The 17,019-nt window shown below is 71.1% G+C and carries 11 protein-coding genes; 5 read left to right on the top strand and 6 right to left on the bottom strand.

Features of this window, described 5'->3' with window-relative positions; all coding sequences use genetic code 11:
* Window positions 1-21: 21 nt before the first annotated feature.
* The 4 genes from ACGFZ2_RS18745 to ACGFZ2_RS18730 form a co-directional block, all read right to left on the bottom strand.
* Complete coding sequence (locus ACGFZ2_RS18745; protein ID WP_393455024.1) at window positions 22-1,536, bottom strand: UbiD family decarboxylase; 1,515 nt, start codon at window positions 1,534-1,536, stop codon at window positions 22-24.
* A gap of 88 nt (window positions 1,537-1,624) precedes the next feature.
* A complete protein-coding gene (locus tag ACGFZ2_RS18740; RefSeq protein ID WP_393455605.1) occupies window positions 1,625-1,807 on the bottom strand; it encodes a transposase in 183 nt (60 codons plus the stop codon).
* Between the two features lie 908 nt (window positions 1,808-2,715).
* A complete protein-coding gene (locus tag ACGFZ2_RS18735; protein ID WP_393455021.1) occupies window positions 2,716-4,182 on the bottom strand; it encodes a cell wall anchor protein in 1,467 nt (488 codons plus the stop codon).
* Window positions 4,183-4,963: 781 nt separating this feature from the next.
* A complete protein-coding gene (locus tag ACGFZ2_RS18730; protein WP_393455018.1) occupies window positions 4,964-7,036 on the bottom strand; it encodes an Hsp70 family protein in 2,073 nt (690 codons plus the stop codon).
* Window positions 7,037-7,196: 160 nt separating this feature from the next.
* Here ACGFZ2_RS18730 and ACGFZ2_RS18725 point away from each other — a divergent pair, with 160 nt between their 5' ends.
* Entirely contained in the window at window positions 7,197-7,862 is a 666-nt protein-coding gene (locus ACGFZ2_RS18725; protein ID WP_393270694.1) for a response regulator, read from the top strand.
* Between the two features lie 5 nt (window positions 7,863-7,867).
* The gene (locus tag ACGFZ2_RS18720) at window positions 7,868-10,225 is read left to right on the top strand and encodes a hypothetical protein (protein WP_393455015.1); all 2,358 of its coding nucleotides are present in this window, start codon (window positions 7,868-7,870) and stop codon (window positions 10,223-10,225) included.
* A gap of 39 nt (window positions 10,226-10,264) precedes the next feature.
* Here ACGFZ2_RS18720 and ACGFZ2_RS18715 read toward each other — a convergent pair whose 3' ends face one another.
* Both ACGFZ2_RS18715 and ACGFZ2_RS18710 read right to left on the bottom strand, forming a co-directional pair.
* On the bottom strand, window positions 10,265-11,359 hold the full coding sequence (locus ACGFZ2_RS18715; protein ID WP_393455012.1) for a sensor histidine kinase: 1,095 nt from the start codon (window positions 11,357-11,359) through the stop codon (window positions 10,265-10,267).
* 86 nt (window positions 11,360-11,445) lie between these two features.
* A complete protein-coding gene (locus ACGFZ2_RS18710) occupies window positions 11,446-11,994 on the bottom strand; it encodes a sigma-70 family RNA polymerase sigma factor (protein WP_393270700.1) in 549 nt (182 codons plus the stop codon).
* A 306-nt stretch (window positions 11,995-12,300) separates the two neighbouring features.
* Here ACGFZ2_RS18710 and ACGFZ2_RS18705 point away from each other — a divergent pair, with 306 nt between their 5' ends.
* From ACGFZ2_RS18705 to ACGFZ2_RS18695, 3 genes are all read left to right on the top strand, one after another.
* Window positions 12,301-13,716, top strand: coding sequence for a glycosyltransferase family 2 protein (locus tag ACGFZ2_RS18705; protein ID WP_393455009.1), 1,416 nt, complete (start codon window positions 12,301-12,303; stop codon window positions 13,714-13,716).
* 86 nt (window positions 13,717-13,802) lie between these two features.
* On the top strand, window positions 13,803-15,071 hold the full coding sequence (locus ACGFZ2_RS18700; RefSeq protein ID WP_393270704.1) for a hypothetical protein: 1,269 nt from the start codon (window positions 13,803-13,805) through the stop codon (window positions 15,069-15,071).
* Window positions 15,068-16,924, top strand: a complete 1,857-nt coding sequence (locus ACGFZ2_RS18695; RefSeq protein WP_393270707.1) for a hypothetical protein — start codon at window positions 15,068-15,070, stop codon at window positions 16,922-16,924. The genes ACGFZ2_RS18700 and ACGFZ2_RS18695 overlap by 4 nt, the downstream gene beginning before the upstream one ends.
* Window positions 16,925-17,019: the final 95 nt, after the last annotated feature.

The following is a 17,019-nucleotide window of genomic DNA, read 5'->3' as shown; positions in this document are numbered from 1 at the left end:
GGCCCGTACTGAGCTGCAAGATCAGCCTGAAAAGCGCCCGGTCGGCTGGTCGTGGTTCAGCCTGGCTAGCACCCGCTGTTGCAGGTCAGCCGGAAAGTTGACGGAAAAGGCGGTGCTGCGGGGCGCGTTCTGTCCGATGGGCAGCAGGCAGTCCAACACTTCGACCGGACCGCGTGCCGCACTACGTTCTGCCTCCGAGTAGAAAACGACGCCGGCCGGGATCCGCTGGTCCATGACGGTCTCCCGGCCGGTGACCGGATGGCACCGGGTTGACCAGGCCCAAAGCAGGTCGCGCATATCGGTGGGGTCGATGTCGTGGTTGACGACCATCAGCCTGTTGATCCACCAGCCAGCGTGAGCGGCGTCTGGAGCTTTACAGACATCAAGGATGCGCCGCGCGAGGTCGGCCGAGGTCAACCCCGTAAGCTGCGCCCAGTCCGGAGAGACGCAGACGGCCAGCAGGGTGCAGGCGCTTTCTGGGACGACCCAGGCCGAAATGACTGGCAGGTCGGCGCGACGCAACTCCTCCAGCAGGACAGCTGCGATCCCAGGGCCGCAGATCGTATGGTCCTCGTCAACCGGTTTGCCCGCGCAGACGACCGGGATGATCGGCTCCTCCCGGTGAGTGATCGCGGTAACGTGGTACACGGGGCGGTGTTTGCGGGCAGTGGGTATATAGCCGTGGTACTCGCCGGTGGGCCCCTCGAGCCACGTCTCGTCATCGGCCAGGTAGCCCTCGATGACCAGCTCGGCGGATGCCGGGACCTCAAGGTCCACGGTCTTGCAGCGCACGGTTTCTATCGGCTCGCCGAACAGTCCACCGAGAAAGCCCGCTTCGTCTATTCCGTCGCGCAGCGGCATGCCGCCGACGAACAATGCGCTTGGCTCGGGGCCTTGAACAAGCGCGAACGGCATCGGTTCACCGCGTTGCTGCCACATCTGGCGGATCACATTGTTGTGCTGGCTGGCACTGACGATACCGGTCATCCGTTTGCCGTCGATCAGCATCGCTCGGGCGATCGACCAGTTCGTCCATTTTCGGTCCGGGCTGGCGACTACGAAGATACCTATTGTGTTGATATAGCGGCCGCCGTCTCCGACATGTAGCAGCGGACTCGGCAGACTCATCAGATCCGCCGCGTCGCCGACCAACACTTTTTCATGGCACGGCGCGTCCTCCACGACAACCGGGGCGATGGGCTCGCGGTGCATCGCCGCGGCGAGTTCTTCGACGATCCGTCCGCCAGGGGTGGTCGGAGCCAGCCCCAGTGCGATCGCTACCCGGGCCATCCGGGCTTCGGCAGAGGAACTGTAAGCGAGGGGCGCCCCGGCCACGCGATACCCACTGTGTCCAAGAATGTTGGTGAACAGTGGAACCGGTGCGCACACCTCACTGCTGTGGCGTGTGATTGCGCCGATTTCGAACGCGGTGTCTACCTCCCAATCGATCCGCCGAAGGTCTCCGAGCTCGTCCAGCCGGCTCAGGTACTCACGAAAGCTCCTGGGACGGCCTCGCTGGGAAGATCTGGCTTGCATGGCGAGTTCTCCGATCGCGTGATGAGATCCTGGCCGCACACTCGGCGGCCCGTTACTTGGTGGCCGGCATAACCCTGGTTGCCCGGGCTCACCTCGGTCGCGGTGATGCTCTCCGAAACCGGCCCGGCCTTACCGCCACAGAGTCCAGACCGCCTGCGGCGTACTTCCACCGGACATCGACGGTGAGTCGGTCCACCGCCGCACGGTCCGACAGCCCTTTCCACCGCCGCAGGACAATCACCACCGGCATGATCATCGGCGGTATCGACATCGGGCCGTCCTCAGCGAACAGGCCCGCAGACATCGGATCCGGGAACCACTCCGGGCACTCATGACGTAGCACGGTGTACACCGAGTCTGGTACCAGGCGATCCTCAAAGAAACCCGCTGTTGAGGGGAGCAACCCCCGCCTGCATCGGGTCAGAGCCACCGCCATCGCAGGCCCGCTCCTCGCTCCGATGGCCAACTCGAGTCAGCCTGACACACGCAACACCACAACGGAAGATCACATCTTTACGGATGGGGGCCGCCACATTCAATACCGATCCGTTCGGTATGGTTTTGGAGCAGCGGGCGCCAGCGTGAGTGGAACCGCATTGCCCGGATAGACGCGGATCGGCACGATGCGGTCGTGGGGTGGGACTGCATCTGCGGGTACCGGCGGCGCCCGGGTCGGCTCGTCGCCAGTTATACGCACTGGCAGCCGAGCCTATCCCACGTCCACAGTCCCCAGACGGGTTGGTCAACCTACTCACCCAGCCTTCGCCGCAGTGAGTTCGCCTCGGGGTGTCCGCCCAGCCCAAACAGGTCGCTGTGGACGTCCACGACCGTTCCGTCGGCCTGGTTTGGACGACATCAGCGTGAACGGCTGCATCACCCAGGCCCCCGGCGGCGGTGACTGCGCGGCGGGCGTTGTGTTCTTGGCCCTCGGCTCGGGTGCGGTCATCGTAGGCACTGCTGATGGGGGCGGCCGGTCATCGCGCACCGTCGGGACTGGCCGGCACCTACCCCGGTGCCGGTCAGTCCCGACGTGGCCTCCGCCGCCCACCATGGGTGGCTCAAGGAACAGTTGGTCCGCGCCAGGCTCACCTCACCAGTTATCGGTGGGGGCGCTCGCTCCCAAGGCGATGATTTACAACCATCACCGGCTACCCGGCGAAGGTGGTGGGCACGTACTGACTAGAGCTCGTCCGCCGATGTCCTTCTGCGGCGTACGAAGATGATCAGGGCGGCTCCGACGGAGATCATCAGGATTCCGATGAGGCTGATCCGGGCGGTCATCGAACCTGTTGTCGCCAGCTTTTCGCAGGTGCCTGGGTCCTCGTACTCGCCGGTCAGTTTGTAGTCGTAGCCGGGAAACTGCACATTGACGGCGCGTTCTCGTCCGGAGGCGAAGACGATCGTCTGCGATCCTCCGTCGGAGGCCGTGACCTTCTTCTCCTGTGTTCCGTAGGTGGCGACCGCCTCGATCGGTGGCATCCCCTGGCCGGGATGGGTGATGGTCACCTTCAGTTCGGTGCAGGTCGACTCGGTGGACATCGTGGGCAGCCCGCAGGTCGAGGGCCGCGACCAGAGATAACGAGCGATTTCCTTGCCCTGCTCGGCGACGACGATCTGGCCGGCGCCCGCTGGCATCGGCAGTTCCACCGACTTTCCTGCGGGCACGTTGACGGCGCGGTTCACACCGGTCGCGGTGACTCGGAACGTCACGGGATAGCGGCCGCCGCTGAGATGGACGGTGACGGACCCGTCGCAGGCCGGCGCGAAGGTGGCCTTCGGTTGTGCGCAGGGCGCGGCACCGCCGTTGTAGGCGCCGAGTGGGCCGGCGGAGCGGTTGCCGGGCTTGCCCTTGCTGCCCAGTTTCTTGTCGCCGTAGCGCTTGCCCTTCTCCACCATCGGCGTGATCAGTTCGCTCTTGCCACCCCAGACGAGGTCGACTTGGGTGTAGCACTTCGGCACGTCGATCTTCAGCTCAACCTTGCGGTGTTTGGCGTCGATCACCGCGATGTCGTGGTCGTGCGCGTATTGCGGCCAACTCGGCTTGGCGCTCGGCGCGAAGTAGGAGACCAGGAGGAACTCCTGCTTCTGGTCCTGGCACAGGGGCAGGTCACCGGCGAGCTCGACCGTTGCGCGGCCCTTCGCACCGTCGAACGTGTGCGTGTACGTGGCCTGTGCCATGTCGACGCATTGCGGTGTCTTTCTGCATGTCCCCTTGAGGCCGGCGGCGCGGCCGGAGTCGGTGCTGGAGATGCCGGTCCGGTCGCCGTTGCGCTCGAACCAGGTTGCCGACACCGTCAGGGTGGCACTCGTCGTCGTGCCCGGCACCCGCTGCACACCGGTCCTGACGCCTTTCGGGCCGTTGCCGTCGGTGTCGGCGCTGATCGCGTTGCCCACCTTGATCCCGGCGATTGGTGTCTGCGGTCGCGCGACGAGCTTGGTGATCTTGGCGTATCTGTTCTCCCAGCTGCCGTTGTTCACCTGCCAGGTGATCTCATAGGTGCCGTCCGGCTGGCACACTGCCGTCCCGCTGACCCCGGTGCGGTGCGCTGCGGCGGGGCTCGCCGCCACCAGCACCGCGAGCATGCCGAGCAGGATGCTGCCCGCCAGGGAGAGCAGCCTTCGGAGGGGTCTGTTCACGTCAGTCACTCCACAGATGGAAGGGATGGTTTCGGGGTTTCGGCGCCTCGGCGGCGGCGCCGCACTCTTCACGTCCCTGTCTGCACGTCGTGAGGAGCCTGCGTGGATCAATCGCTGGCGAAATTGATACGAAGGGTTTCTGTCGATGATCGACCGCGCGGTACACGGCCGCGGAGCACCGCCAGCCGCGCGTAACCCCAATCACCGCAGTCGGCAACCGTCCCGGTCCGGTACCTCAGCATTGCGTCACCTCCTCACTGCCGGCCACGCACCCGCGATCCCCCGTGCGCCCCGCCGAACCGTCCCGCCACGGCAGATCGCGACCGAGGACGGCGTACGGTAGCGGGTCGCCGGGATAGCGCAGCCCGCGGCGCAGGTCACGGAATCCCATCCGCCGATACAGCCGCCACGCCCGCGACCGCCCGCCGGCGGTCTCCGCCGTCGACAGCACCACCGTCCGCGTTCCGGCCGACGACAACATGCCCCACAGCGTTGCTCCACACCGACGACCGGTTCGTGATCTGCATCAACCCCGACGCCGCCCAACGCGACGCCGCCGTGCGTGAAACGGCTGATCTCCTCTCACCGACAAGATCGACGGCTCGGACAAGCTCACCCCGACCGAACACGCCGAGCTACGCGGGGTGATCTCCACCAAACCCGGCCTGCACCGCTACCCGCAAACCACGCCTGGCGGGCTGCTACGCATCGGCGCCACCGTGATCAACCTCTGTGCTGGATCAGCCGTTCCATGGCGGAGCGCCGGAACGGGCATCTTGTCACGAAACCATCATCCCCGAGCGGTTAGGAGCGTGATGTAGCCGGTGGAGTACACGGTTGTCGCCGCGTTTGGTCCGAGCGTGACGCGTCCCGCCGGCACCTTTTTGGCGAACACGACGAAGTGACGCTGGTCCTTGTCGTTGGTTGGGATGATCATGTCAGCGCGTTTGAAGCCCTGCTGGTTCAGCCATGCCGGCCACCAGTTGGCCACCTCCGGTGCTCCGCGTCTGTCGAAGGCGACGTACACGGTGGCGTCGTGTGCGACATCGAAGACCAGGTAGTCCGCCGGGGAGGTCAGTCGTTTGTCGTCGCTGGCGCCGGGGATCAGCACTGCTCCGGTGAGCGGGTCGGGAAGGCTGGTGAAGACGGGCGGCCGGTCGACGAAATGCTTGGCACCTACCACCGCGGGGCGAACCGAGTTCAGCTTCGATGGTTTGTGGACCTGGACGTCCTCCAGTTTGAGCATTGGCCGTTTGCTCGGGGTGTTGGTTTTGGGCGTTGCGCTGGGCGCCTGCGGCCGTTTGCTCGGGGTGTTGGTTTCGGGCGTTGCGCTGGGCGCCTGCGTCCGGTCGCTCGGGGCGTTGGTTTCGGGCGTTGCGCTGGTCACCTCGGGCCGGTCGCTCGGGGCGTCGGTACCGAACACGAGCGCTATGCCCAGCAGGCCGAAGACCGCGACCAGCGCGACGACGACGCGCGCGTTCGCGAGCCGTGACCACCGCCGTCGCGCCGGGGGCGGCACGTCCGCCGGGCCGGTGTCTCTGGCAGGGCCGCTGACCGGCTGCGTCGGCTTGGCCGGCGGGTGCCACCAGCCCTTCGCGCCGCGCTTCGTCTTGCGGGCCGGCGTGCCCACGGCTGCGGCTGCGGCTGGGGCTGCTGCGGCGGGCGCGCTGCTGTCGTGTTCGGTCGCCGTGTGAGGAGCGCTGGTTCGGGCCGCTGTGGTGGTCGGTGTGGTGGGCGCGGGTCGTCGGGGTGTCGGGATGCCGCGCGGTGTGTGGGTGTCGGAGGTGAGCATGGCGGCGCCGAGCGCGACCGCGTGTTTCGGGTGGGTGTTGATCATGATTGGTCGGCGTAGTGTGTCTCGCAGCAGTTGGGTGACCAGGGGGATCTGGGACGATCCGCCGACCAGCAGCACGGCGGTGAGGTCCTGCAGGGTGATACCGGCGGCGGTCAGGCTCCGCCGGAACGTTTCCATGGTGGTCTCCACGGACGGCGTGATCATCTGCTCGAACGCTTTCCGAGTCACGGTTACGTGCCGGACCGAGCCGGGTAGCGCCACCGTGATGTCTGCCTGCTCGCGGGTGGACAGTGCCTCTTTGGCGAGCATGCAGTCGCGTTGCACGGTGGCCAGGATCGCAGCGGTGCCGGGATCGGTCGGGTCCAGCGCGGTGATCGCGCCGTCCAGCTCGCGGTCGACGTGGTCCACGATCGCCTGGTCGAAGTCGGCGCCGCCGAGCCATTCGATGCCCTCGGGGGTGCCGATGATCTCCAGTCCGTCGCGGCCGTTGCGGACCACCGCGCTGTCGAATGTGCCCCCGCCGAGGTCGTAGACCGCGAGCAGGCCGTCGGGGGGCAGTGGCTGGGTGGAGCAGTAGTACGTGGCCGCGGCCACCGGCTCCGTGGTGGTGATGACGGTCGGGCCGTCCGACCCCGGCTCGGCGTGCGGGCGGGGCAGGCCGGCCAGGTGCGGGATGGCGGCGAACTGTTCGCGCCGGTACGGGCCCCACACCGCCGGGTGGGTCAGCACGATCCGGTCGGGCGGGCCGCCCTGCGCCTGGCTGACGGTGTCCACCACGGAACGGAGCAGGGCGGCCATCAGGGCGGTGGGGGAGTACGGCGCTCCGTCCAGGATCACCGGGGTGGGATCACCGAGGCGGCGCTTGAACTCCCGCGCCGCCCGGCTGGGGTCCTGCAGGCCGAGGCGGTCGGCCGCCTCACCGGTCAGCAGCGCGCCCTTCTCGTCAAGGTAGGCGACCGACGGGGCGACGACCGCCTGCCCAGCCAGTGGCACCATGTCCAGGGCCCAGGCGGAGGCGGTCGCTGCGGCGGTGAAGCTGGTGCCCAGGTCGATACCCAACCCGTACATACTCAGTGTCCCCTCGCCGAGCCCACCGCCGCTACGATGCTTGATGTCATAGTTGACATACGTAGGCGACCTCGAAGCAGATCAGTTCACATCGCGCCGTCACGATACGCCGCCGATTTCGGCGTAACAATTCGTCGGTGTTGACATCGGGAGGCGAGCTGTGGACGTTGCGGTGGCCGACGACGGCGCGCTGTTCCGGGAGGGGTTGCAACTGCTGCTGTCCGCCGCGGGGCACCAGGTGGTCGGCTGCGTGGAGGACGGCGACCGACTGCTGGAGCTACTGGCCCGTACCCCCGTCGACGTGGCCATCCTGGACATTCGGATGCCACCAGGCGCGGACGGCGGACTGCAAACCGCCCAGCGTATACGGGCGAGACACCCCGATGTCGGGCTGCTGCTGCTGTCCCAACACGCCGAGGCGCACTACCTGTTCCGGCTGCTGGAGATCGGCACCGAACGGATCGGGTACCGGCTCAAGGACCAGGTAGCCGGGGTGGGCGTGCTCGCCGATACGCTGGTGCGCATCGCCGCTGGTGAGATCGTGATCGAGCCGGCGCTGGCCGCCAACCTGGTGGACCGGCCGAGTCCCCCGGTACGGAGTGTGCTGGCCGATCTCACCGAGCAGGAACGCGCCGTACTGCGACTCATGGCGGAAGGACGGTCGAACTCCGGGATTGCGACGGGATTGTTCCTGTCGGTCAAAACGGTCGAGAAGCGTATCGCGAGCATTTTTACCAAGCTGGACCTGTCGGCCGAGCCGACCGCGCACCACCGGCGGGTCCTGGCGGTGCTCGCGTACCTGCGCTCGAACCAGATGGCGGGCTAGGGGCCGTGTTCCGGACCGCAGGCGGCGAGCTGGCGCACCCACCCCGCCCAGCCGGGCCCTTCGCCGCCCTGGTCCGGCTGGCGACCTCGGTTGCGCTGCCCGCGCCGGCCGGGCCGCAAGACCCGTTGGGTGGGTACCGGCCGATCCTCCGCACGCTGCTGCGCGAGCTCGCCCAAGCCCACGCGGTGCGCTACGCGGCGCTGTGGCTGCCGGCAGAGACGGCACACGGCACCAGCACTCCACCATGGACACCCGCGGTCACATGGCGGCCCGGGCGCTGGGTGCGGGGCGCACTGCCGTACCCGGTAGCCGACCCGGACCTGTTGCTGGGCGCGGCCGGTGTGGTCGCGACCGCGGATGTGACCGACGGCGGGGTCCGGTACGGGGTGCTGGTGCTGGCACACCCGGAGGATCCTCGGTATCAGCTGGCCACGGCGGTGCCGCTGGGCGAGACAGCGGTCTGCGTCGGCCTGCTGCTGCGCCAGGCGGGCCACCGCGCGGCGAGCACCGCCGTGCGGGCCCGGGCCGACCGGGTGGTACAGCGGGTCAGCGCGACCCAGCTGGAGCTGCTCACCGTACAGGCGGTGGAGCGCGACCGGCTCGCCAGCGCGGTCACCGCGACGCCCGGCCGGCAGCTGCGGGCGATCCTGGACCGCACCGCGGACCTGGAGCGGGCGCTGCGCGCCGGCTCACCACAGGCCACGGCGATCGCCGGCGACATCCGGGCCGGGCTGGGCGAGATGATCGAGCAGTTCCGGTCCGTTGTCCGCGGGGTGTACCCGCAGGTGCTGCGCAGTACCGGCGTGCGCGCGGCGCTGGAGGAGGTCACCGCGGCGCTGCCGGTACCGGTGGTCTTCTGTGGCGAACTGGGCCGGCGCCCGGGCTGGGAGGTCGAGTCCGGGCTGTACCAGGCCGGTGCGTCCGCGGCGGCTGCGCTGGGCGCCAGCGGCGGCGAGCAGCCGGTGTACCTGGAACTGGGCCGGTCCCACGGCGTGCTGACGATCCGCGCGCAGCGGACCGGCGCCGAGCCGGCCCGGGTCGCTGCGGCGCTGCGGGACGACTCCCGGCGGCTGGCCGCGCTGGGCGGCCGGCTGCGGGTGGATCGGGCCGGTCGGGGCGCGCCGACCGTGGTGGACATCCTGCTGCCTGAGCGGCTCGGCGGCGACTGGCCGGAGCCCGCGCGTACCGCCCCGCCGGAGCCGGCCGGGCCGCAGCCGGGCGGGGCCGACGCCGCCGCACCCGAGCTGTTGGTCGGTGTTTCCGCGCGCCGCCTGCTGACTCTGCTCGTGACCGGCCGAGAGGCGCCCGGGAACAGCCCGCCGTTACGGGTCGCGGTCGACCGGCAGGACGGTCAGGCCCGGGTGGTGGTGGTTGGGGCCTCGGCACCTGATCTGGTGTCGGTGCTGTACGGACCGGCCGGTGCCGCCCGATGGGAGTCGCCGGTCGGGGTGGTCCCGCCGACCGGTTACCAGTACCAGCCGTACCCGCGGATCACACTGGACCCGGCTCGCGGGGCACGGCCGTGGCGGCCGGTCCGGCTGCCCGGCTGGTCCGGCGCCGCGTGGCCGGCCGCAGCGGCCGGGGTGGACCGGATCCTGGTCGAGGGACCCGTGGACGCGCTGCGCGGGCTGCGGCTGCTGCACCACCGCGACCGGGTCGACGCCGACCTCGCGGCCCGGCTGCGCCGCTGGTCGGGTACTGCCGACGGGCCCCCCGACGCGGTCGTGCTGGTGCTGTCCAGGCCGGCCAGCGCGGCGGAGTCGGAGTTCCTGACCGCCCTGCGGTCGCCGGACGGGGACGGGTTCTCCCCGGTGGCGATCTGCGCGCTGGAGGAGGGCACCGCCGCGACGGCCGGATCACCGCAGCTGAGGTCGATGTGCGACGCGATCGTGGACTGGCGTGCGGCCCCGGGCGGCGGTACCGCGCTCGAGGCGGCGCTGCGCGCCCGGGTTCGCGCCTGGGCGGCGGTGATGGCCGCCCGGTGGGCGCTGCGCGCACTGGTGGCCTGCCTGGCCGCGGGGCAGCTGGACGACCGGTTCGCCCGGGCGGTGGAGGCGGCCGTAGCGGGCGCGCACGAGGTGGCCGAGCTGGACCTGTTGCAGGCGTTGCAGGGCCGACGGATCCGGCTGCCGCGCGGGTACGACGAGGCGCTGCGCCTGCTCGGCGCCTACGGTCCGGACTCGGGGTCCCGGCTTGGCCTGGCCGGCGACGCCGGCTCGGGGCAGGTGACCCAGGCCGCGAGCCGGGCGTTGGTGTTCTGGCGGAACCAGTCCATGGCGCCGGACTCGGGACCGGCCGGGCGCAGTGCGTGCGCGCTGCTGGTACGGACGTGCGAGCGGCTGCTCACCGACGGCGCCGAGTGACCGGCGCGAGGCACGGGGTGAACGGCTCGGCGGGACGGCTCAGATCGCCACGAATCCGCTGACCCGGGTGCCGGTGGTCGGGCTCGACCGTACCGTCAGCGTGCCGTCGACCGAGGCCAGACGGGCGGCGAGCTGGCGCAGCGGCATCCGGCCCTCGGTGTCGAAGCCCGGCCCGGTGTCGTCCACCTCGAAGCTGAGGCCCCGGCGGGAGGTACGTAGCGTCAACGTGACCGCGGCGCCCGGAGCGTGCTTGTGCGCGTTGCTGACCGCCTCCAGGCAGGCCAGGTAGACGGCGGCCTCCACCTCGGGCAGGTACCGGTAACCGACCAGTTCCGGGTCGATGTCCAGGGTGACCGTGTCGAGCGCCTCCAGCCGGGCCGTCAACGCGGCCACCAGACCGTGGTCGGCCAACGGTGCCAGCAGGCCGGTCGCGGTGGTGTGCAGCACCTCCTCGGTGCTGGCCAGCAGCTCCCGCAGCCGGTCGAGGTGCTGGCCCGCCTCGGCGGCGTTGCCGGCGCCGAGCTGGTGCTCCACCATGGCCAGCGACATCTGCAACGCGACCATGTGGTGCTGGGCGCCGTCGTGCAGGTCGCGCTCCAGCTGGTACCGCTGGTGTTCCATCTCACCCGCGGCCCGCAGCCGGGTGTCGGCCAGCAGCAGGGTGCTCTGACCGATCAGCCGTTCGGCGCCGGCGGTGATCAGCTGGGCCTGGATGTCGCTGACCAGCAGGCGGGTCACCGCGTGCAGCTCGGGCCACCGGCGCAGCCGCTCGGCCGCCGCCGGCGGCTCGACCACGAGGTCGGCCAGGACCTGCTCGCCGTCGCACAGCCGGACCGGCGCCGCCCCGGGCACGGGTACCGCCGCCTCGGCGCCGGTAGCGGTCCACCAGTACTCCTGCACGGTGTGTTCGGTCGCCGTGTCCGCGTCGTGGCCCGCCGGCAGGGGCAGCCATACCGCGATGGTGACCGTGGTGGCCTCCAGGCACCCACCCAGCGCCCGGGCCAGGGCTTCGGCCTGCACTCCCGGCAGCGGCCGACCCGGCAGGCCGTGCACCGCGTCGACCACCCGTGCCACATTGTCCGGCGGCCCCGGCACCGGGGGCGGCCCGTCGGCTCGCTGCGTCGAACGGCGCATGCCCGTCACTGTAGGCGGCTTTGGCCGGGCCGGCTGACCCGGCTCGTGGCCCGCGGCGGCCCGCCGCCACGGTAGCCGCCGGGGGCTCACGCGGCGCAGAGCAGGTGGTTGACCGTTGCCTTGCGGGCTGCCCGCAGCGCGTAGTGCACCCGGCTCTTGACGGTGCCGACCGGTACCCCGAGCGTTGCGCTGATCTCGGCCGCGGTCCGCCCGTTCAGGTAGGTCTCCACCAGCGCGGCCTGGTGCTCCGGCCACAGCCCGCGCAGCACCTGCTCGACCAGGAGGGAGTCCACCACGACGGCCGTCGGGTCCGCCGTGGCCACCTCGGCGGCGTTCTCGATGTCCACCTCGGTCGGCCGGGCCTTCTTCATGCGGTACCCGTCCATCACCAGGTTGTGCACCACCCGGCGCAGCCAGCCCAGCACCGACCCGCGGTCGGCGGTGAGCTGGTCCAGGTGCGTCCACGCCCGCAGGAACGCCTCCTGCACCACGTCCTCGGCGCGCCCGGTGTCGCCGTCGGTCAGCCGCTGCGCGTACCTCAGCAGCGGCTGCTGGTAGGCATCCATCAGTTCGCGCAGGCGGGAATCGCTTTCCAACGCGCTGCTGTGTCGCTTGCTCTGCACCCGTTCGGCCATGCCCAAGACAGTGCCGCCGCGGGCCGGTCGCCCGACATGGTGCGGCCCCTGCTCCTGCGGGTGCCACCCCTCGGGTTGGAGAGGGTTATCCCTACGCCATGCGCCGGTACCGGCGGCCCGCGCCGCGCCGCCGCTCGTTCGCGTGCTGACCGGTGAACCCGACGGTGCCGCGATGCCGTGCCCCATGTGGACGACCTCGCTCACGGGCAGGCGGCGACGGTCGTCCGGCGCCGCCGCGACGGCCGGTACCGCGGCCGGGCGGCGGCCCGAGGACGGCGCCGTGGCGCCCCGACCGAAGAGGTGGGCATGGAGGAGACGGACTTCCCGGCGGTGGGCATCGGGATCACGACGCACAACCGGGGCGCCGTGCTGCGTACCGCGTTGGAGGCGATCCGCAAGTATGCGCCCAGCGGTGCCGCGATAGTCGTGGTCGACGACGCCAGCGACGAGCCGGTGGAGGAGGCGACGTTTCGTTTCGACAGCAACGCCGGTATCGCCCGGGCCAAGAACAAGTGCCTGGAACTACTGCTCGAGCGGGGCTGTACGCACCTGTTCCTGTTCGACGACGACTGCTGGCCGGTCGTGGACGGTTGGGAGCGGCCCTACATCGACAGTCCCGAGCCGCATCTGATGTACATCTTCACCGACACCCCGCGTGGCCGGCTGACCGACTCGACGGAGATCTACCGGGACGCGCAGCTTCAGGCGTACACCCATCCCCGCGGCTGCATGCTCTACTTCGAGCGGCGGGTGCTGGACCGGGTGGGCGGGTACGACACCCGGTACGGCCGGTGGGGGTACGAGCACGTGGACCTGTCCAACCGGATCTACAACGCCGGCCTGACCTCGTTCCGGTTCGCCGACGTGGTCGGCAGCGGAGACCTCATCTTCAGTTGCGACGAAAGCACCAAGGTCGGCTCCAGCGTGTCCGACATCGAGCGCTTCCACCTGGTGCGCAATCTCAAGACCCGGTCGGAGGCCAGCTACACCTCGACCGAGTACCGCGAGTTCCGCACCCGCCCGGTCGGTGCGGCGGCGGCGCAGAACGTGGTGCTGACCACGTACCTCACCGCGCAGCCCGACCCGCAGCGCGGCATCACCTGGACACCGAACTACGACGATCTGGCCGAGTTGCGCCGCTCTGTCGAGCGGCACGGACGGCGGTTGGTGGTGCTGCACGACTGCCTCGACGAGCCGGACACCGACCTGGTCACGCACGTCCGGGTGACGCCGGGCGGGGCCGTCAGCTCGCCGTACTTCCACCGCTGGCTGTGCTGGTGGCGGTACCTGCGCGAGCACCCCGAGATCGACCAGGTGTGGTGCGTCGACGGCACCGACGTGGAGATGCTGCGCGATCCGTTCCCGGAGATGGAGGACCGGCTGTACGTGGGCGACGAGCCGGCGCCGCTGTGCATCCCGTGGATGGTGTATCAGCACGGCGGCAGCGCCAAGCTGTTGCAGTTCCTGTCCGACAACCGAGGTGTCCCGCTGCTCAACTGCGGGCTCACCGGCGGCCGGCGGGAGACGGTGCTGGAGTTCTGCCGAGACATGTTCGACTTCTGCGTCACCAACGCCCGGGAGGCCGGCCCGCTCGACATGGGGCCGTTCAACTACGTGGCCCGCACCTGGTACGCGGGAATGATCGTGCACGGCCGCCAGGTCAGCACGGAGTTCCGTAAGGACGACCGGGCCAGCACCGAGTCGTGGTGGCGGCACAAGTAGTCGTATCCGGCCCGTGGCAGGAGTGAACCCTACTGGCGTACGAGGCGTGCCACAGATGAACCCCCGGACGCGGGTGAAGGAGGGCGGTGACCGTGGACGTGGACACGGACCTGGATGTGGCACCGGAGACGACACGGGACGCCGACCGTGACGAGAGCATGCACGCGTTGCTGCTGCGGTTGGCCGGCTCGCTGCCGGACCGGGTACTGACCGACGCGCGGGACGCGCTGGCCGCCGGTCGGCGGCTGGACGTCGTACAGGCGATCGCCTTCGAGGCAGTCTCCCAGCCGCTGCAACTGGACGCCGACGAGATCGCGGCGCTGCGCGAGGAACTGGCATTCAGTGGCGGGGACATCGACCTCGGCCTGGCGCTGGAGGAGCTGCGCGGAGAACGTCCGCCGGTACCGTGGCAGTTCCTGTCCGACCTGCCGACCACACAGGAAGACCTGGCGTTGATGGTGCTCCCGCAGGACCGCAGCGCCGACCCGGTCGACACCCTCGACCCGGTGGACCGGGCGCTGGTGGCTGCGGCGTCGGCAAACCCGGGGGTACTCGCGGTGTGGCGGGCGTGGCGGATGCCGTCCAGCGCCCGGCCCTGGCAAGACCCGGTACGGGTGGCCGTGGTCAGCGTCGACGACACCATGGACACCCTCCCCGCACTCAGCGTCCAACTGCGGCAGGTCATGGCCGAGGCCGGGGACGACGAGGCCCAGGTCGAGGTCTGCTGGGCCGGGCTGCACGCGCCGTACTACCAGACCCTGGCCCGCTCGTCCGGCGCCCTGCTGTGGGCGGCACGGCCCGCCGCGCCGGTGGCCACCGCCCGGCTCTTCGACGGCGTCGATCCGGTACGCGGCCCGTGGTTCGCCACCAACCGGCCGGTGGTCTCCGATGCCACGGAACGCGACGACCTGCTCGAAGCACTGCGCGGGGGGGTGGTCATCGCGTGGAGCAGCGCCGAGATGCCCGACATCCTGGCCCCGGACCGGGGCGACGTGGTGCCGATGCACCTGCGTACCGACGGGACCTGGCTGTGGAGCGAGGCGGTCGCGTACTACCTGGAACACTACGGCCTGGCGCCGGATCCGCAGCTGGCCACGCACCTGACCGGGGACGAGCCCGTCGAGCCCCTGGACGAGATCTCCGTGCACCGCGCCCTGGTGCACCTGTGCCGGCCCGACGCCGAGGCGGTCGTCTGGTCGCCGTCCGGTGCCGACGACGACCCGGTGGCACCGGCCGACGCCCCCTCGTCCGACATCCCGTCGCCCGACGGCCTGGCGCCGGCCCACCCGGAGCTGCCGGACGTGACACCCGAGGCAAGGCCGGACGCCGGTACGCACCGGCCGGTGTCGCCGTGACCGAAATGCTCGCCCTGCGGCAGCGGGCACCCCTGCCGTCGTCCCGGAAGGTGTCGCCGCCGGCCCAGGGCGAACCGGTCGGGAAGCACGTGGCGCGGTACCTGCGACAGGCGTCGCAGGCGGTGGGCGCCGCCGTGGCGCGCATCCTGCCGGACGCCGGTGCGCGGGTGCCGGTGCTCGATCCGGGGCCGTGGGAGGCACCGGGATCGGTCACCCCCGGCCCGGCGGGTTGGTTCGCGCTCGCGGTCGAGGCCGGCCGGTCCGGCTTCCGGCTGGACGGCCGGCCGGTGGCCGCCGCCGACCTGGCCCGGGCGATCTGGCACTGCCCCCGCTGGCGGGGCCGGCCGGTGCTGCTGGTCACCCAGCGGTCCGCGTCGGCCGACGGGGTCGGACCGGTGCTGCACCAGCTCGCGGTCGACCTGGGAGCACCGGTCTACGCCTCGGACTCCGGGATCCGCTTCACCTTCGGGCGCGCCTCCGCGAACGGGCTGTTCTGGTGCTGGCGTCCCGGTGGCGGGGACGATCCGGAGCCGGCGGGCAACGTGCTGCCCCCGCTGGGACCGGTACGCGTCCGTCCCACCCCGACCGGCCGGGTGCCGGGCCGCAACCACCAGCCGTCGTCCCCGGTGCCGTCCCTTGCGACCCCCGATCCGGGGACCGCCCCGTCGCCCGTCGACCCGGCGGAGGCCACGTCACCCGCTGCGGCACCGGAATCCGGGCCCGAGCTGCCTTCGCCGGTGGAAGCGGCGTTCGAGGTGCACAGCCTGGCGCTTCCGGTGATCGAGCTGCCCCGGCCCGACCTCAGCGTCCAGCGCATGGTGCTGACGGAGTTCGACGTGCCCCGGCTGGAGCTGGACACCTGCCGGCCGCTGACCGCCGACCCGGACGCCGCCAGCCCGACCGTGTCCGTGCCGGCTGCGGCCACCCTGACGGCATCCGTGCCGGCTGCGGCCACCCTGACGGGATCCGTGCCGGCTGCGGCCACGCCGGAAGCCACGGATGCTCCGACGACCGGCCCGGAGAGCACCGATGCCCCGGCGAACGGCGCGGGCGGCGGTCCGCCGCCGGCGTCACCCGCCAACCGGGGCGCGGCGTGGTTCGGGGTACGGGCCCGCACCGACGAGGCGGACCGGGAGCGGCTGCGTACCGTGCTGGGCTGGAAGTTCCAGGCCCACTCCCGGACGGTGGCCCGGGCGCTGTCGCTGCACCCGGGGCTGCGCAGTGCGGTCGGCGCGCACGACGTGATGGCCGGGCTGGTCACGGTGCTGGCTCTGCTCGACGGGGTGGGCGCGCGGGTCAACGACGCGCTGCGCGGTGGAGGCACGCCCGACGAGGATGTCCAGTTGCTGGCCCGGTGCGCCCGCGCCGGTCTGGAGCAACTGCCGGCCGTCGGGGGACCCGTCTTCGCCGCGGTACCCGCCGGACTGGACGTCGGCCGGTACCGGGCCGGGGACCTGGTGGTGGAGCCGGCGTTCACCACGGTGTCGTGCCACGGTGGCACCGAGGGCGACGCGGGCCGGTACGCGATCTGGTCGGCCACCGCGCGGCGGCTGGACCAACTGGGAATCGCAGACGGGCCTGGTGTCCGAGCCGGACGGGCCATGTTCGCCGCCGGTTCCCGCTTCGCGGTGCTCGGCGTCGACGAGGGGCCGGACGGCGCGCCGTACGTGCTGCTGCGGGAGGTCGTCTCCGAGCACCGCGACGGCGCACTCGACGAGCGGGCGGCCGGCAAGCTGCGCGACGCGCTCGCCGCCCAGCCGCAACGCGCGGCGCCCGCGCCGCTGCCGTGGCCGCTCGGCTTCGCGGCCGGCGACCGCCCGTTCGCGCTCGAACCCGGACCGGGCGGCGCGTGATGTACGAGGAGACGATCTCCGGCTTCCTCCGGTCCGACCCCGGCGGCCCGGCCCGGCCCGGCCCGCCCCGCGCCGGCACCATTCCCGGCGGCAAC

This window comes from Micromonospora sp. NPDC048063, from assembly GCF_043202855.1.
GTDB lineage: Bacteria > Actinomycetota > Actinomycetes > Mycobacteriales > Micromonosporaceae > Micromonospora.
Note: the sequence above shows the minus strand (reverse complement) of the source record. Positions and strands in the feature narration are given on the sequence as shown.

What these genes read in the sequence shown, in the direction of transcription:
- ACGFZ2_RS18740 (WP_393455605.1), bottom strand. Translation starts at nt 1,807, where the DNA reads ATGTCGATACCGCCGATGATCATGCCGGTGGTGATTGTCCTGCGGCGG.
- ACGFZ2_RS18705 (WP_393455009.1), top strand. Translation starts at nt 12,301, where the DNA reads ATGGAGGAGACGGACTTCCCGGCGGTGGGCATCGGGATCACGACGCAC.
- ACGFZ2_RS18745 (WP_393455024.1), bottom strand. Translation starts at nt 1,536, where the DNA reads ATGCAAGCCAGATCTTCCCAGCGAGGCCGTCCCAGGAGCTTTCGTGAG.
- ACGFZ2_RS18730 (WP_393455018.1), bottom strand. Translation starts at nt 7,036, where the DNA reads ATGTACGGGTTGGGTATCGACCTGGGCACCAGCTTCACCGCCGCAGCG.
- ACGFZ2_RS18715 (WP_393455012.1), bottom strand. Translation starts at nt 11,359, where the DNA reads ATGCGCCGTTCGACGCAGCGAGCCGACGGGCCGCCCCCGGTGCCGGGG.
- ACGFZ2_RS18710 (WP_393270700.1), bottom strand. Translation starts at nt 11,994, where the DNA reads ATGGCCGAACGGGTGCAGAGCAAGCGACACAGCAGCGCGTTGGAAAGC.